Raw genomic sequence first — 17,386 nt, 5'->3', positions numbered from 1 at the left:
GATCGAGCCAGGTATCGCGGCCGAGAAGTACGCGGCAGTCTTGCGGACGCGCGCCTCGACAGCCGTCCGGGGAGGTCAGGATGCTTCAGGAGGAGAACCAGTTGGCATCGTCGGCCGCATCTGCCAGATAGGCGTCAGAGCCGCTGCTCGCAGCCTTGTCCGCTGCCGCCACGAAAGGCATGGGGTAGTCGAACGGGAACTTGAGAATGGTGGTGGCCTCGTCGGCGGTGAGGTGGGCCGCCCCTGCCGATATTAGAGCGCCGGGACCGTGTGCCTTGAGCGCGGTAAGGGTGCCGGGGGTGTGGTAGTTGCTCATACGCACGTTGAGTGCCAGATGAGCGGGCCAGGCAGCGGTGGTGTAGGTGGACATGTCCGCCAGGGTTGCGTCGGTGAGGGGACGCAGCGCCGTTTCCCCGTGTGCAACGTAGTGGGCGACCGCGAGGGCGGTGCATGGAGCGTGGGACGCGGCAGCGGAGAGAACAGTGGAGGACAGGGGGCGGGCAATTGTGGCGCCCAGACGGCTTGAGCTCATGAGCAGGGCCCAGCGCATGTCGTCGGGAAGAGCCTGGAGGGCTTCGTCGATATGGGGCAGGTGCCCGGTCACGAGGGCTTGGTCGGCTGTCGCGAGCAGGCCCAGTACCCAGGTGGCGCGTGAGAGTGGATCGGTGTGGGTGGTGAACTGCTCACTCCACCAAGAAGAGTCAGTGCGGTGGCTGCGCAGTTCCTGCAACAGGCGTCCGTAGTCGGGGGCGGGGCCGAGGGGTTGTGAGCCGCCGGTGATGTCACCTCCGGTGGTGAAAGCGGTGGCCGCCGCGCCGATCACGGTAATCTCCGCTGCCAGCCAGCACGGTCCGAGGATGGCAGTGACGGCCCGGGCCGTGTTACTCCAGGGCGACGTGGTGCGTTTTTGTCCCTTGCGGAAGGCGAGAGCAGCCTGCAAGGTGCTGAAACCCGGATCGCGCTCTTTCAGACGTCTCAGGGCCGCTTGGCGTTGCTGGCTGGGCAGGCCAGGGTCGCTGTGCCCGACCCCCTCCAGAAGGGACGTGGAGCCGTCGTCCGCCATGCGGAGGAAGTTCTGCGGGCGCAAAATGCGCAAAAGGTCAGCGGCGTAGTCGGTGGTGGGGGAACTCAACTCGCTGGCGTGCCCGTTCACAATCGCCTGGACGAGTAGCTGCTCATGGCGGGAGCCCGGCGGCGGGGTCAGCCCGGCGCGGAGGGCCGCAGTGGCAGCGGTGTCGTTGGCGAGCGTGAGACGTTCGAGGTCGGGCGGGGTGAGCTGGCGGGCGCATCGGAACGGTGCGCCGATGTTCAGCCAGGCCTCTTCCCGGCCGGTCCCCAGAGCCGCCTGCATGTGGGGGTGCCACCAGGTGTAGAAGGCCTCGGCATCGTCCAGGAGGAGGACGGCGAGTTGGAGTCGTTCGGCGGAGGCCGGGGAGGCGGGGTCGTTCGCGATCTGTTGCAGGAACGCGTTGGCCAGGTAATCGGCTCCACGGTCCGCGGTGGGAAGGGGCAGGTCGTCGTTGGTGACCAGCTCGTGGTGGATGAAACGGATACTGAGGTCGTCGAGGAACAGTTCCGCAGCTCGCCGCTGAGTGCGGGGGCGGCCGCTGAAAACGCCGTCTGCCAGCAGGACCCAGGCGGAAAGGCGCAGTTGACGGGGACGGGAGTCTTCGTCCCGTTCTTCTTCCAGTGTCTCGACGAGGCCTGCCAGTTCGTTGGGCCTGGAGAAACCAGCGAAGAATCTGGTGGTGTTAAGCCAGTATCCCCTGCGTACCAGTTGGCGCAGGACTTCGGCCCGGTCGAAGGTGCGCTGGTCGGCGCCTGCGAACTCGTAGAGGTAGCGGGCGGCGAAGTACTCCCTCAGGGGCTGGACGTCGAATTCGAAGGTGCCCTGCACTTTGCTGGTCAATGCCCAGACGCGGTCGGTGACGGCGGTGAAGAGGTCGTTGACCAGAGTGACGTTCTTGTCGACATCGAATAGGTAGTTCATGATCGCCCGCCGGAGTTCACGGGTCGGGAGCTGGCCGTTCCCGCCTTCCTTCTCGGCAAGGGCCTGCAGGTGCCAGCCCAGGTACGCGGTGACTTCTTCGAGGTCGGTGCGGTGTTCGTCGACCGCGGCGGTCTTCTCCGCCTCACGGTCAAGGAAGGTCTCCATATAGGAGGTGTAGAGGTCGGTGCGGTTGGCGGGCACCGAGTTGCCGCGCTTGTGCATCAGATACAGCAGGATGGTCAACTGCATGGGGTTGTCGGCGAGCTGGGAGATATGCGCTTCGGCGGAGCGCTGGCGAAAGATCCGCTCCAGACTCCGACGCTCCTTTTCCGGCATATCCCGTGATTGCGCCCATTTATGCAGGTAGGTGATGCGTAGTTTCTCACCCAGCCGGTTCAGGGCGATGGTCTCGAAGCGCTCCGGGGTGGGTTCGGCCAGTCCTCCCACATTGGGACGGGTCGTGACGATCACCTGAGGCCGGAAAGCCGTCCGTAGCCGTGCGACGAACATGTCGATCTCGTGGACGACCCGCTCGCGGGCATCGCGGCGGGCGACCTCGTCCAGGCCGTCGAGAACGACGAGCACCGGCAGGCGCTCGAGGATGTCGTTGACCGTGGCCACCGTCGCGGGCAGGCCGCCGCTGCGGGCACTGAGCAGGGAGGCGATGAAGGTCTCCAGGGAGCCACGTGCCCGCGGCCTGGGACGGGCAGGGCGGTCCTCGTCATGAAAAGGGTCGTTCCCGTCCAGCCAGGAGGCGTAGTCGCGCAGATCGATCCTCAACGGAAGCCGCGGATCGGTGAGCAAGACTCTACGCAGAGATGTCCTGGACTCCTCTGCGGGTTCTTGGCCGTTGAGGTAGGCGGCGCGGTGCAGTTGGCACAGGTACTGCCCGAGCGTCGACTTCCCCTGACCTGGTTCGCCTCGCACGAGAGTGAACGGCTGACGCGTGCCCAGCAGGTAGTCGGCGGCCCCGCCCAGGGTGTCGATCTCCGACTGCCCGAAGCCGTGTTTCATGACTGCTGCCGGCATCGCCACCCGCACTGCTTCGACGTCGATGAACAGGTCCTCCAGGCGGTGGGAAGTCAGATCGACCTGCTTGAACTTGACCTTGGCGTCCTCATCCCACTGGGTGGCGATAACCTTCATCGCCAGCGTCCGCAGGGCATGATCGTGTGCGGCCTGGCCCGCTCCGTCGATCAGGTAGCGCACCAGGTCCTGGCCGGCGAGCATGTCTGAGTACGCCCACTTCAGCTCGATGGGCGCAGCGTCGACGCGCGCATCGATGTCAGCACGCCACCAGATGCTCATGGGGATGCCGAACGTGGCCGCATGCTTGGCCAGAACCTCGTCCAGCATGTCCATGGAGCCGCGCTTCGGCACGGCTGTTCCGGCTACCGAGGTCAGCAGGTGGTAGGCCTTGGCTCCTTCCTTGACCAGGCGGCGGATGTTGTCGGCCTCGCCCTTGATCGCTGCGTTCAGCCACGCGACCGGACTCTGCAGAGGCTTACTGGTCCACTTGACCTGATAGATGATCAGGTCGCCGCCATCCTGGCGGGTTGCGTCACGTCCACCATCGGAATGTCCTACCGGGTAACAGCGAGTACCGGTGAAAACATGGGCCAACAAGGTGTTGCACAGTTGCTGGAACGTTCGCGCACCGAGGCGCTCGTAGAGGTATCGCCCCTCTGCGGCCACCGCGGTGTCTGGTGTCTCTGCGCCCGCCATGCTGGCTCCTCCCCCGAACCTGCTGATGAACGGACACTGTAGAACGCGCCACCGACACTTCCGGTTCGGTTGGGCAGTCCGGTGCCCTGCAGCGAGGCTCTCAGGGCACTGGGGGCGCGGTCCGGGTCTGGTGGTCGATGCGGTGCGCGTCCAACAGCGCGGTGATGTCGCCTTGTTTGGAGTAGGGATAGGTCAGCGCAAGGAGGCGTCGGGCGCGGGTGATGGCGACGTAGTAGACGCGCAGCAGCTCGCTGGACGCGGTGTCCGTGGAGGGGCTGTTCCAGCTGCCGATCAGTTCGGTGATGTCCTGCGGTTTGGGGAGGTGGATCAGGACGGCCTCGGCTTCGCTGCCCTTGGCCTGGTGGATGCTGGAACTGCGCATCACCGGGGCGGATGTGGCCTCGTCCGTCTGATCCCCCGGGAGCCCGATCAGTGAGCGGATGGGCTCGTCGAGGTCTGTGGTGGCCAGGGGCAGGAGTTTGGGCGGGGCTGGTGGCCCTGCCGGGGCGGGAGGTGCCTGGTCCCGCAGGACCAGGCGGGCCTGTTGGCGCCACCGGCGCGCCGGTACTGCGTCCACTGCCGGAAGGGCGTGGAGGAATGCGGCCGCGCGCCGGCGTAGGAGTACGGCGGTGAGGTCGTGCTGGGTGATCAGTTCGTTGAGAGTTCCAGGTGCATCGGGGTACCAGTATTCGCGCAGGAAGGTAGTGGCCACCGTCAGGGCGTGGGCGCGGGAGACGGGCGGGGCGTCGGGGACGGAGAAGACGGCGGCCGCCCAGGCCAGTGCGAGGGCGTTGTGACCCTTGGGTAGTTGCGGTGCCGGCCGGGAGTGGGCCTTGGGGACCGCGGTGTTGCGGTAGGCCACGGCCAGGCAGTCGCCGGCGCCGATGCCCACGCGGGCGGCCCAGGCGGTGAAGGCTTCGCCGGCGTCGGTGCTGCTCATGAGCCCGGAGATCTGTTTGCGGTGTTTGCCGTACGGCAGCAGAAGCAAGGGCCGGGCGCTGTCGTGGTGGTCGCCGACGGCGATGTCCGGGGTGCTGCGTGCGGTGGGGCGAAGGGTGGCGGCCAGTTGGCAGATCGCGGAGGTGCTGCGCCAGTTGCCGGTGAGCTCGAGGGGGTCGCCCATGTGCCGGGTGAACTGTTGGAGGTCTTCGGGACGGGCGTCGTTCCACTCGTAGATGCCTTGGTCGGCGTCGGCGACGATCACGAGCGGGATCCCGGCCTGGTGCAGGCGGGTCAGGATGGCCAGGTCGATTGCTGAGCAGTCCTGTGCCTCGTCGACGACGACCTCGAAGAAGCGGTGCGCGAGCAGTTCGGTACAGGCCGGGTCGCCGGCGTGCTCCAGGGCGGCGATACGTACCTCGAGGCCGGTCATGTAGCCGTTCGTTTGCCACAGCCGCTCGCGGGTCGTCCTGGCCCGGGCCAGGTAGTCGTCCGCGGTCAGTTGGGAGTTGTGCAGGTGTTGGCCGGAGGTGGGCCAGGCGACGCCGGTCCGCCGGGTGGCAGGGTCGTAGCGGAAGTCGAAGGCGGACAGGGGGACTTTGCGCGGGCCGACTATCGCGCCGGGAACGTGGTCCCAGGACAGGACGTGCTGCCAACGCGGTGCGGCGGGCAGGAAGGGGCGGACCAGGTAGCGCCACAGGAAGCCATCGAACGTGCCGATGTAGTGCGGGAAGAGGGTCAGGTCGGTGCGGCCGCCCTGGCCTGTGCAGCGTTCGCGCAGTTCGTCGGCGGCGACGTTGGTGAAGGACAGCAGGGCGCGCCCGGTGCGCCGCCGGCCGGGTGCGGTATTGCAGTGGCGGTCAACCAGGACCCGGGTCTTGCCCGCTCCGGGGCAGGCGCGGGCGAAGAGAGGGGCGGGGGCGTTGACCACCTGCTTTTGCTGGTCGCGGGCTTGCTCACGTTGTTCTTCGATATCGCTCATGTGCTCGCCTCGTCCACTCCGGCGATCCAGCGGATGGCGCCGGCCAGGTGACCTGGCACCGTGAAGCCGCCCGGAGCGCGGGTGAGACGGTCCGCGAGGCGGTAGGCGAAGTCCCCTTTGGGAAGACCGGTCTCTGAGGTGAACAGGGCGCCGAAGGCGGCTGCCCGTTCCTCCGAGGTGGTGGCCTCCTCGATCGGTTTCCAGCGGTGCTGGGAGCGCGGTCGCAGGTCGAAGAACGTCTCGGCGAGAACCGCCTGATTGCTCTGCGGGCGCATCAGCTCGGGTTCCAGGGTGGGCCTGCTCTCGGCGATGTGGTACGCCGCATCGGGCACGTCCCACGCGTGAAGGTGGCTGCGGAGATAGGAGGCCCGGTTGAAGCCGACCTCCGGCTCCTCGTCACCATCGGCCCCGTCGTCGGCCAGAGTCTCGGAGACCGCGTGGGTCGCTCCTGTGGCGGGCTGCGAGGCGGTCTCGGCGCCCGGCTGGTCCTGGTCGTCCAGTTCCGACGGGATCTTCTTCTTCCTCGGGTCCTGGTCAGTGATCAGGACGACCCGGTCCGCAATCCGTACGCCGTCCACTCCCGCGAGCAGGGCGCGCATATAGGGCTTGAAGTCCACGCCGTCGACCGCGACGATGCACGTTCCGCGGAAGACGGCCTTGGCCCTGCACCGCTCCTCCTGCGGCAGCTCGGACAGGACGAGCTGGGCGAAAGCCGGCATCAGCAGCGCCTCGGCCAAGCCCTCGACGAGAATCACCCGGGTGCCGAAGAGCATGGCGCTCTTGGTGATGTCGAGGTACCGGTCGAGTTTGGCGGCCTCGTGCTTGGCGAAGGGGATCATCGCCACCGAAACGGCGGCCGTAGTGAACGCGAAACCCGCCCGCTCGCCTTGCGACCCGGCATCGGCGCCAGCGCCGAGGGCAGAACCCTCCGGCCTGCCCGGGGTGGCATCCGCTGCCTTGGTGCGGGGGGCGAGGGTGCGGCATCTCTTAAGCACCACCAGGTCCTCGACCGTGGTGGCCGCGGCCAGGACCGGCGAATGGGTCGTGATGACGACCTGAATGCGTCCCAGGGGTGCTCCGTCGGCGGGCGGCTGGGCCTGCTGAGAACGCAGCGCCTGATCCCTCAGGTGGTCCAACAGCAGAATCTGCAGCTGCGGATGGAGATGCGCCTCGGGCTCCTCCACCAGAAACAGCGTCAGATCAGCGTCCCGGGCAGCCTCCAGCTCGGCCAACACGGTCGCGATGTAGAGAAGGTTGGCGTAGCCCAGACCGGAACGTGCGATGTCCTCGACGGCCAGGCCCTCGTCGCTCATCCGGGTACGCAGCGCCCGGGCGATGGACACCAGCGTCGGTTCCGCGAACGACAACCCCATGTGCTGCGGATGCGCCCCAGCGGTGAGCAGCCCCAGCGGGTCGTCGATCCTCTTGCGGGCCGCCTTGATTTTCTCGTGCCCTTCCAGGCTCTTGAAGTGCTCTGCCTGCTCCTGCTCGAAGTCCTTGATCGCCTCCTCCCCGCCCAACTCCGCAGCGAGGATCAGCCGCAACCGGTTCCCGGCACTGGAAGCCAGCTCCTGCTGAGCGTTACGCATCGGTGGCAGGTAGACGTGCCGGATCACACGGCGCGCCTCCGGCTCCGGATCATCCAGCTGCCGGCCCACCGACCACACCGGACGGTGTGACCGGGCATCCGCAGCCGGCCGCGTGAACTGCACGGTGTAGCGGGCACAATGCCCCTCTGGGAGACCGGACTCATCCGCCGCGGGCACCAGGGCCTGCAGATGGGTGCCTGCCTCCGCAGCCGTTAACTTGGTGTAGACAGCAGTCAGTTCCGAGCCCCTCTCCGCCCATGGATGAACGTCCTCGGCCTCCCACCATCTACTGCGCCGTCCGTCAAGCGGGTCGGTCAGCAGACGAAGCGCATCGATGAAGTTCGACTTGCCCGCGTTGTTCTCCCCCACAACCACCGTGACGCCCTGCCGGAGGGGAACGTCCATGTCCAGCAGCGACTTGAAACCCTTGGCCCTGACCCGCCCCAAATACAACTTCCACCCCTTTTTCGCAGGGACGGAAGGCTACCGGCGCGCGCACGCGACGGTAGGGGATCCGGCGGAAAACACCTCGGCCATCACCATGCAACCGGCGGCGCGGCCGAGGCGTACGCGTCCTCTGCCGCCGGCGCCTGCCCGGCAGCCCCGGAACCCGACAGCCCTTCGGGGCTTCCTCGACTGGCAGCACATCCTGCGGTCCCGGTCCTGGCACGTGTGGCGCTGAGTCGGTGGACGTTGTCGAGGACGACGGCCACTGATGTGCCGTCGAGCTGGTGGTGGACGGCGCGCAGGAGGTCGATGCCGGAAGCAGGGGGCAGGCCCGTGCGCTGGTCGGTGTTCAGGTGCCGGGCGGCGAGTTCACGGGCGAGGCCGCCGGCGACGGCGTCGGCGGTGAGTGCGACGGTGTCGAAGTAGGTGAGGGGCTCGGGGCAGTGCTGGGCGGCGTGGGCGGCCCAGGCGGTCTTCCCCGCTCCGGAGAAGCCGGTGATCAGGCGCACCCGGTCGTCGGTCAGCAGGGCGGGCTGGTCGGCCTGAGGCAGGTAGTCGTGGGCGAGGACCGGGAAGGTCTGCGGCTCCTTCACGAACTGCTCGTGCAGGTCCTCGACGGTGTCGGCGGTGAAGGCCTGGTCGCCGTGGCCCGTGCAGGCATAGATGACGCGGGCGGCGAGTTTCCACACGAGAGTCAGCGGAGCCAGTGAGGAGAAGGGAACCTGCGCGGCTTCGTGGGTGCACCAGGCGATGCCTTCCTCGAGATCGCTCCAGGCCGGCGGAAGCCACTCCTGCGGCAGGGCCGCCTGCGGGGTCAAGACGGTGACGTCGCCGGGCCAGTCGGCCGCCTCCATCTTCGCGGCCAGTTGCGGGCCGGGCGGCATGTTGGCCACGATGACCAGCTGTGGCTGTCCTGAGCGCTTGCCCTCGGTGTGACGGGCCCGCACCGCAGCGAAGCCGTCGACCGCGCCGCTGACGTCTCCCCACTGCAGGGGCCGGCTACGGGTCTTCACCTGCAGGTACAGATGGCGTCCGGGCAGGACGGCTTCGAGGTCCTCGTCGCGTTCCACCAGCAGCCGGTGCATGCCGGCCGTCTTGAAGCGCAGCAGGCAGGCGGCCGCGTACAGGTGCTGGTAGAGAAACCCCCGGTGCAGCGAGGTGATCCGAACCAGTTGGTCGGCATCAATGACCGTGTCGCCGTGCACGTCGGCATGGAAGCTTTCAGGGATTTCAGGCGTGCGCTCATCCTTGCATCGCAGGCCGAACCGCCCGGCACGGGACGACGTCCTGCTGACGCCAAGCAGCGCGGGCCTTGCGCAGCGCTGCTTCAGAGCCCGTTGGATAGCTCGTCCTCCTGCAGGAGGTCCGAACCTGGCGCGGCTTCGGGCTGTCGGGGACGAGGTAGGGGGTCATCGGCGCTCTGTCCCAGAAGCAGGTCCAGGATGGCGCCCCGGACCGGCTCCCGATCCGTCGCCGTCCCTGATCCCTCCGGGCCCGGAGCCGGTACCGACTCCGGAACCTGGGCCGCCGCTCAGCTGAGCGGGGAGGAGGGCTCGGACAGCGCGGCCGAGCGTGACAGGGACACGGCCAGGCCCACCAGTGGAGCCGTAACCTCGTAGTCGACGGTCTCCTCCCCCCGGACCAGGTAGATCGACAACAAAGCCTGGTCCGGGCGGCGCACGGCCTCCACCGCCGCACGGGAGGGCCGCGTCGGCTCATGCCCCCGGGCCGGACGAGCCGGATCGACCGCCGCCGCGGAGCGTGTCGCGTCGATAGCTCTGAGGTACTGGTCCGGGTCGAGATCCGCGTACTCGTTTCCGACAGCGGACAGCCGCCGGATCCTGAACCCGTCCTCGTTGCCGCGCGGCAACGGAGCACGGCGAACCGTGCCGACCCGATGCCCCGCAACCTCAACCAGTACCGGCGATTTCGGCGGGCTCACCAACTGAACGGTCCACTCGCCCAACCCTCCTAGGCCGGCGCCCCGGCGCAGGTACCGGCAGATCTCGGCGAGCCGGTTCCACGATGGCTCCGAACCTGGCAGATAGGCGTCGAGGAACTCCGTGATCTTCGCGGGTGTGACGCCATGCCACAGCAGGTTCGCGGCGGTACGTGGGTCCGGGGTGCCGGGTCGGCCGAGGCCGCGGATGAATGCCTCCAGGGTCCGGAAGTTCTCCCGCACCCTTTCGCGAGCCAATGTGAAGTCCAGGGTCTCCCACGACCTGCCGGGCGAATGCGTGGCCCGGACCTGCAGGACGGCCTCGGCGGGGGTGATGTCGAGACCGGCCAGCTCCTGCAGTTCCTTGCGCTGTCCGTCGATCGTCGCCGTCAACCGGTGTTGGGTGTCAAGGACTTCCAGCGTGGCGTAAAGACGGCACAGGTCCTGGTAACCGGTCTGGGGCCCGAACGGCGTGGTCAGCAAGCGCAGGGTTTCGTAGTTGGCCGGGGCTCGGAGACAGTAGCTGGTGGTGAGCCCTTCGAGAGGCAGGCCCTGGGCCGGCTTGGCGCCGCCGACCGCCACCATGTTCAGACCGCCGTATTCGCTCTCATACAAGTAGGGCGTCATGTCGGAGGCGGAGTTGGCCGTGACGACGACCAGCCGTTGCGCCACGAGCGGCAATTGATCGGCCACCTGTTTCCATGAGACCGTCGGTACGGCCGCGTCGGCGATCGCTTCGCTGGTGGGGACGAAGTCCTGGCGCCACAACTCCTCGAAGTCGGTCATGAGCCGCTGTCCGCGTGGGCCGCGCCGGTCTCTGAGGTCCTCGGCGATGACGCCGACCCGCTCGGCGAGCTGGTCGCAGACTCGCTTCTGGACCGCGACGAACCGACTCACGGACACCAGCATCGAGTTGCTCGTCCGGTTCCGGTCCCGGACCCGGCGTGCGGCACACGCCAGCACGAACGACTTCAGCGCGGTGAAGAGGGAGTCCGGCAGTTCCCGGCCCGGCACGTGGTCGGCCCGATGTCCGGGCGGCAGCCAGTGGTCCTGATCGAACACCGTGCGGACCAGGGGCAGCGGTTGCTCCGTGTCCGTGAAGAGCTGTTCGGGGCCGAAGTGGCCAGGGGGCTTCGGGACGTGGTAGATGAAGTCGGGGAGGGCCTGCGATGTCGTGAGGAAGGGCGTGTAGGTGTAGCCGACGTAGCCGACCCTGGGACACGAGGACAGCAACCGTTCCACGCTCTCGTCCACTTTCGAGGGAGAGCTGAGCGTGCCCCTCGCGTCGCCCGTCGTGTCGATGACGAGCGTGGGCCGGTCTTCGGGCTGTGAGGTGTGCGTGAGCCAGTCGCGGACTCTGTCGACGATCCGACGGTTCTTCTTGATCACGAAGACCTGCGGGTAGACGGGGGGCCTGAGGCTCAAGGTCTTGTACAGCGAGAAGTCGCCCTGCTCGCCACGGGTCGTCACGGACACGATGGGGAGGGCGCGGGCATGGGGCATGGCACCCGCGCCGATCCGGCCGCCGGCTTCCGAACTCGCCGTGTACTGACTGTCGAATCCCAACAACCCCTCGTCCACGCGCTGTTGCATCTGATCCCGCTCGGCGTTGGTCGCACCGGCCAGGATGATGACCGTGCCGTAGCCTGCGTCGACCGCCTTGGCGGCGAGGGCGATCACCGAGGTGGACTTGCCCGAGCCGACGGGTGCCATGACGAGACCGGTGCGCCGCCAACCGCCCGGTCGACGAGGGTCTTCCAGGTGGGACAGCAGGCCGCTGGTGACATCGTCCAGCTGACGGATCTGTGCCGGCGGCAGGATCCGCTCGTACTCCAGGAACCTCAGATAGCGCTCCCAGAACTCCCGCGCGCGGGTGCTGTCACCGTCCGATGACCACGGCTCGTGGTCCCGGTCGTCCGTCAGGACGGCGGGTCGTGCGACGAACTGGACGACGGAGGCCTCCAGTTGCCTCAGCAGAGCCCCCCTGTCGACCGCGAGGCCCCGCGCAGCAAGCAGGGTGACGACGGAGTGCACGGTCTCGTACACCTCGACCGGCTCCGCCGGTCGGTCCTGCGGCAACATCGCCAGCGCCACCCGCAGCGCGAGGTCGGTGGCGTCCGCGGGCTCCGTCGTCTTGCCGACGCTCTCCGGCGGCTCTGTACCGTCGGTCGGCAGGGGGAGTCCGAGCAGCTCCAGCGTCCTCCCCCATGCGACCCCCGCAGCCGTGGCCTCAGCGGCGATCCCCTCGTCGCCGTCCGATCGGCCCGCCACCGCCGGCAGTCGGCCCCCGCCGCCCTGACCCGAGGCGATGTGCCGGTCCAGCACCCGGTTGAGCCGCAGGGTGTCGTGCTCCGTCAACGCCTCTTCCAGACGGGCCCGCACCTGGGGAGCGGGCGTCAGGGTCACCGGGCCGCCGGTGTCCGTGTCCAGCGCGTACAGCCCGGAACCGAGCAGCTCAGCCAGGTCCTCGGTCGTGGCCTCGGGCACCAGCTCCTGGCGGAGCACATGCAGCAGATCCAGGCTCAGTCGGTCGAACACGGAGGTCAGCATCGCCAGTCGGGCGGCCGAGGGCGACGCCGTGCGCAGGAATCCGTCCGTGCGGGCCTCGGCGCTTCTGCGGGCCGGGGGATGGCCCGTACCGAGCGGAGTCGGGCGGCCGGCAGGCGGGATCAGGGCCGCCGAGCAGCCCTCGGGGGCCGCCAGCATCACCGTCCGCGACCAGCGCCCGAGGGCGTGAGGGGAGAGCGAGAGCACCGGCAGCGCGAGCCACCCGTCGGGATCCGCCTCGCCAGCGGCCAGCAGCGGAGGCAGCCGGAAGCGAAGTCCCGTGTTGCCGGTGCCCGGGGCGTCCGGGGACACCCGCACGGTCGGCAGGTCGAGTCCGGTGCGCCGCCACAGCTTGGGCGGCAACGGGTTGAGCAGGGCCACCGGTTCATGGCTCGCCCAGGTCCGCAACTGCTGCCAGATCTCCGGTGCCCGCCAGGCCGGTGCGGCGCAGTCCGACACCACGACGATCAGCCGACGGCCGTCGGGGGAGCCCAGCTGACCGGTCGAGGTCGGCAGGCCCTGACGGTCGGTGAGGCCGACACCGTCATCCGGGTCCACGGTGAGGTCTCGCACCTGGAGGGTGCGGAACGCGCCGAGCCGATCGAGCAGCCCCGCGAAGGCGCTGACGGTGTCCCGCCACACCTGCATCGAGGGTGAGCGGTCGACGACAAGCACGAGGTCGAACCAGCGTTCCGGAGCGGGAGCGAAGACCGGGATCAGTTCCCCGCTGCGGGCATACCCCGCCACGGTCGCGTCGAGGTCGAGCGCATGCCGCCGCCCCGTGCGCCACGGGCGTTTCCAGGGACGCAGAGCACGCGTCATCTCCAGCGCCGACGGCAGCGCCGTCGCCCGGGGGACGGCTACCGCGTCACCTGAGACTCGGCCGGTGGATCCGGGCAGCCGTTCGTGGAGGGGACGGGCCGACCGGTTCTCCGGTGCCGTCGGAGGGCTCTGCCGCGCGAAGCCACCCACGCGTGGCAGGGGCTGGACGGACGGCCCGGTCCGCGCCGGGGTCTGCGCCGACGTGGGCGCCGATTCACCCGGTGCGGGCGAAGCCGAACCGGCAGCCATACGGGAGGCCAGCCACAGCGCCTCCGCGAGCGCCGTCCCGTCGAACCCCGGGGCCACGGCAACGATCGCCGAGACGGCCCGGTTCAGGCTGGTGGCCCGCTCCACGCCCGGGGGATCCCCAGCCCCGTCCGCTTCCTCAGGCACCGGTCAGCTCACGCAGGATCAGTTCCCTGACCTCCTCGGCGGCGGCTCCCTCCGGGGCCTGGGCACCGGTCAGGACGTGCACGGCGTTCAACAACTGGTCCACGGCCAGGCTCTCGCCCGCTCGCAGCCGCTCGACGAATGCGGCGATCAGCGAGTCGACCGGACCCGAGGGCGCCACTTCGGTCTCGAAGTGGGCCGCCACCACCCGCCGCAGCGACTCCGTGTCCGGCATCGGCATGGTGTACCGGATGCAGCGCCGCAGGAAGGCGGCGGGGAAGTCACGCTCGCCGTTGCTCGTCAGCACGATGAACGGGAAGTTGTCGCACCGCACGCGGCCCTTGACGATTCGGTGGACGGCATCGCTCTCCCATTCCCGCACGTCCACGTCGTCGTCCCGGTACCGCGCCAGCTCCGGGATCTCGAACTCCCCATGCTCCAGCACGTCCAGCAGATCGCTCGGCAGATCGAGGTCACTCTTGTCGATCTCGTCGATGAGCAGGGCGCGGGGCTGCTCGGACGGCGCCTTCGACGGCAGCAGTGCCGTCCCCAGCGGTCCGAGCTGCAGGAAGGGGGCGATTTCGTCGGTGCCCGATTCGCCGCCCAGGCGTTGTGCGTGAATGCGCCCCAGGGCGTCGTAACGGTAGAGCGCGTCCACGAGGGTGCTGCGGGAGGTGATGTGCCAGCGCAGTGGCTCCCCGAGCCGCAACTCCGTCGCCACCTGCTTGATGACCGACGACTTGCCAGAGCCCGGGGCGCCCGTCAGTAGCAGCGGACGGCGCAGGGCGAGCGCGGCATTCACGGCCTCGACGAGCCCGGGCGGCGGCTGGAACCGCTCGGGCCGGGGCTGCCGGGGGAAGGCGCGCCAGGGCGGCGGGGCACCGAGGTCCACGTCGCGGGGGGTGCCGTCGCCGGCGTAGAAGGGTGTCCAGGTCATCGCGGGTTCTCTCCATCGACCGAGTCGTTCGCGAACGCGTCGCAGAAGTCCAGCCATTGCTCGTCCAGCCACACGGAACGCACCCGGGCGAGATCGGTGTGCTCGTGCGCCGGGTCCTGCTGCTTCCAGGAGGTGCGATAGGCGGCGCTGAACTCTCCGGGAAGTCTCGCCCAGTTGCGTTCCACGCTGTCCTGCGACGCCTGCGGCAGCTCTCCCGTGCCATCCGGCCACAGCACCATCGGGGCGTACGCGAGCAGGGGTTCCAGGAGTTCCTGGAGCCGCTCCGGCCGGTGTCGCAGCGCCAGCGCGCCGCCGTAGCAGCCGTTCCCGAGGCTCTCCACCAGCTTCTGCACCGCGCTGAGTTCGGCCCTGTCCAGCCAGTTGACGGGCGCCGCCGGGCCGTCCTTCATCTCGTCGAGCTGGTTCCGGGCGAACTCGTTGATCAGGCCCAGGTGGGCGGGGAGGTTCAGCCGGTCGCTCCAGCGCAGGACGATGTCGTAGTGGAGCCCGAGCCGCTGCCCGAGCCTGGCTTCCTCGGGGCGCCAACAGGCGAGCAGCGCGGCGGGCGCTGCGATGTCGATGCGTTTGAGCCTGAATCCGGTGCACCGGGCCTGTCGGGTGGCCCAGGCGAGTACCGCGCCCAACCGCTGTTCGACGCCAGCCTGCGTCGGAGGGCAGCGGAAGTCCTCGCGTCCCACGAGGGTGTCGCCGTCCAGCAGCCAGACGAGAAGGGTCTCGGGCCAATCGTCGGCCATCGCGGAGTGCAGGCTGACCACCAGCCGCAGCCTGTTCTCGGCGGCTCGACGTGCCTGGGCGGAGAAAGCGTCGACGAGTTCCACACCGGCCCCGATGCCTCGCGCCCACACGGTGAGACCGGGTGTTCCCGCCGCAAGACCGTCCTCCACGGCGAGCGCGGCGACAAAGGCGGCGAGAGGCGCCGTAGGACTACCCTTGGCACGTGGCACCCGCAGGCACAGCGACTCGACGCAGTCACGCAGCAGTTCGTCCCCGTCGGACGCGGACGCGGGCCGGCCGGCCGCCGTCACATAGGCGCGGCGGATGCGTTCCGACTCGGGGAGGCTGCCCGGCCAGGACGACAGAAGGAACTCGCGGGTGCGTACGGCGGTCGCGAGCCGGTCGAGCGTACGCAGGGCGTAGGCGAGGTGCTGGTCGGCGGTGGCCGGGTGCCGGTCGAGGGCCGCTAGGGTCCGGCGCAGCCGCCCCAGATCGTCGGAGGTGACGACCAGCAGGGCGGGAACCGCAGCGCCGAGCGGGTCGAGGGCGAGCCGCAGATCCTCCTCGCCCAGCGGCCCCAGCAGCGCGCCGCCCGCCCTGTGCCGTGCGTTGCGGGCGAACCAGGCCCGGGCATCGAGAGAGAGACCGATCAGCGTGAGCAACTGGGAGCTGGTGCCCGCCTCCTTGTCCACGGCCTCCTGGACGTCCTGCGGCGAGAGGAACATCCCCGCGCCGGACAGGCCGTCGCGCAGCACGCGCACCAGCGTCCGGGTGTAGGCGAGACCGTGGGCCGACTCGACCGCGCTCGCGGACATCAGCAGGGAGAGGCTCGTCGCGCCCTGCCGGACCCCTCCTGCCAGCCCACCGAGATCCGGTACGGCTCCGCCGGCGCGGCAGGTGTCCACCAGGGCGATGACGCCGCGCACACCGGGAACGTCCAGGGCCAGGGTGAGCAGCCCGCCGACGTCCACGACACTGGTCGCGACGTCCTCGTGGGAATCACTCGCCATGAAGGCCAGCTTGGGCGTCTGGCCGAGGGTGGTGCCGTGTCCGAGGAACGCGATCACCAGCACCGCCTCCGCGGCTCCGGCCCGGTCCGCCGCGTCCCGGACCGACTGGTCGATCTCGGCCCTGCCGACGCCGGGCCCGCACAGCAGGGAGGGCACGCCCGGGGGGCTCGGCTCGCAGCCGCCCAGCTCCTCGTCCAGGAGGACGGCGTGCAGGGACTCGGCGGTCTCCTCCAGACCGGTCAGCAGTCCTTGGTCCGGGCACTGCGGCGCGATGACCAGCAGGTGACGCGGCGGGTTGGACGGTGTCATGCGACGGTGACCGCGTCGAGCGCCTCGATCAGCGGGCCCGCGACGGCGGGCTGCGCCAGGTACCTGACGGCCGGATGCACGTTCAGTCCGTCCGAATCGACCCGCGTGCTCACGGGAGCGACCGAGGCGCCGTTCGAGGCGATGCACAGGGCCAGTTCGGTGCCGCCGGTGACGAAGTCGTCGCGGTCCCAGAAGTTCAGCCAGCGGCCGACCGACTCCGGGGTCCGTACGGGCTGTGGGCGCACCCGCGGCCGTACTGCCGTGCGCATTCCGAGCGGTGATCCGAGCGTGACGAACAACGGGACGTGCGCAGAGTGCGCGTGCAGTGTCTCGAACGCCACCACGGTCCCCAGCGAGTGCGCGACGACGACCGTGGGTCCCTCGGGGTCGAGTTCCGTGGCGACGCGGGCACGGATGCGCCGGTCGAGGCTCAGGCCGGCCTTGTCGGTCCCCTTGCGGGCGAGATATCTCCTGACCTGGTGCAGATCGCGCTTCATCGCTCCGGCGCTGATCCAGCCGCCGAAGGTGCGCAGACCCGGCACCGCGAACAGGGCGTTGGCCCCGACGAGCACCTGCCGTGCGAGGCTGCCGGGTCCCTGTTCCTCTCCGGTCGGCGCCAGTTTGTTCCTGGTCACCCGCAGCGCCTGTGCCTGACGGTCGTCGCGGGGCGCTTCGAGCTGCTCGTCGACCATGTCGAGGAGCAGCTCCCGCAGTTCCTCGTCCTCGTCCGGTCCGGCGGGTGCGGGTGCGGGTGCGGGTGCGGGTGCCACAGCCTCATTGTCGGGAGCGGCCCCCGGGAGGAAGAGATCGCCGTAGTACGCGAAGTGGATGTCGACCGCTCCGCCGTCGAGCAGCTCCGCGGCCTTTCGGGAGTGCCCGGCCGCACGCGCGCCGACGGTCAGCGCGGCCCGCCACTCCTCCAGCTCGGTCTTGGCCTCCCGTGGCTTTCCCACCCCGTGCACGAACACCAGACGTGGCCTCATCTACTCCACACCCCCCGAACCCCTGTGCCCGCACCTGTTGTC

Annotated in this window: 8 protein-coding genes; all 8 read right to left on the bottom strand. The window is 69.3% G+C overall.

Translation table 11 applies throughout. The annotated features are described in order from the left end of the window. Window positions 1-85: 85 nt before the first annotated feature. On the bottom strand, window positions 86-3,715 hold the full coding sequence (locus tag ACIBAE_RS16545) for an NACHT domain-containing protein (RefSeq protein ID WP_399285521.1): 3,630 nt from the start codon (window positions 3,713-3,715) through the stop codon (window positions 86-88). A 100-nt stretch (window positions 3,716-3,815) separates the two neighbouring features. Continuing rightward, the gene (locus ACIBAE_RS16540) at window positions 3,816-5,636 is read right to left on the bottom strand and encodes a UvrD-helicase domain-containing protein (protein WP_399285520.1); all 1,821 of its coding nucleotides are present in this window, start codon (window positions 5,634-5,636) and stop codon (window positions 3,816-3,818) included. After that, complete coding sequence (locus tag ACIBAE_RS16535; protein WP_399285519.1) at window positions 5,633-7,630, bottom strand: ATP-dependent nuclease; 1,998 nt, start codon at window positions 7,628-7,630, stop codon at window positions 5,633-5,635. The genes ACIBAE_RS16540 and ACIBAE_RS16535 overlap by 4 nt, the downstream gene beginning before the upstream one ends. A gap of 131 nt (window positions 7,631-7,761) precedes the next feature. Then, entirely contained in the window at window positions 7,762-8,877 is a 1,116-nt protein-coding gene (locus tag ACIBAE_RS16530; RefSeq protein ID WP_399285518.1) for a hypothetical protein, read from the bottom strand. Between the two features lie 326 nt (window positions 8,878-9,203). Next, window positions 9,204-13,334, bottom strand: coding sequence for an SAV_2336 N-terminal domain-related protein (locus ACIBAE_RS16525; protein WP_399285517.1), 4,131 nt, complete (start codon window positions 13,332-13,334; stop codon window positions 9,204-9,206). A 31-nt stretch (window positions 13,335-13,365) separates the two neighbouring features. Then, window positions 13,366-14,307: an AAA family ATPase gene (locus ACIBAE_RS16520; protein ID WP_399285516.1), complete on the bottom strand. Its 942-nt coding sequence runs from the start codon at window positions 14,305-14,307 to the stop codon at window positions 13,366-13,368. Further along, on the bottom strand, window positions 14,304-16,361 hold the full coding sequence (locus ACIBAE_RS16515; protein WP_399285515.1) for a hypothetical protein: 2,058 nt from the start codon (window positions 16,359-16,361) through the stop codon (window positions 14,304-14,306). Before ACIBAE_RS16515 ends, ACIBAE_RS16520 begins: the two co-directional genes overlap by 4 nt. Beyond that, window positions 16,358-17,344: an alpha/beta hydrolase gene (locus ACIBAE_RS16510; RefSeq protein ID WP_399285514.1), complete on the bottom strand. Its 987-nt coding sequence runs from the start codon at window positions 17,342-17,344 to the stop codon at window positions 16,358-16,360. Before ACIBAE_RS16510 ends, ACIBAE_RS16515 begins: the two co-directional genes overlap by 4 nt. Window positions 17,345-17,386 lie beyond the last annotated feature (42 nt).

The organism is Streptomyces sp. NPDC051569 (assembly GCF_044454085.1).
Classification (GTDB): domain Bacteria; phylum Actinomycetota; class Actinomycetes; order Streptomycetales; family Streptomycetaceae; genus Streptomyces.
Note: the sequence above shows the minus strand (reverse complement) of the source record. Positions and strands in the feature narration are given on the sequence as shown.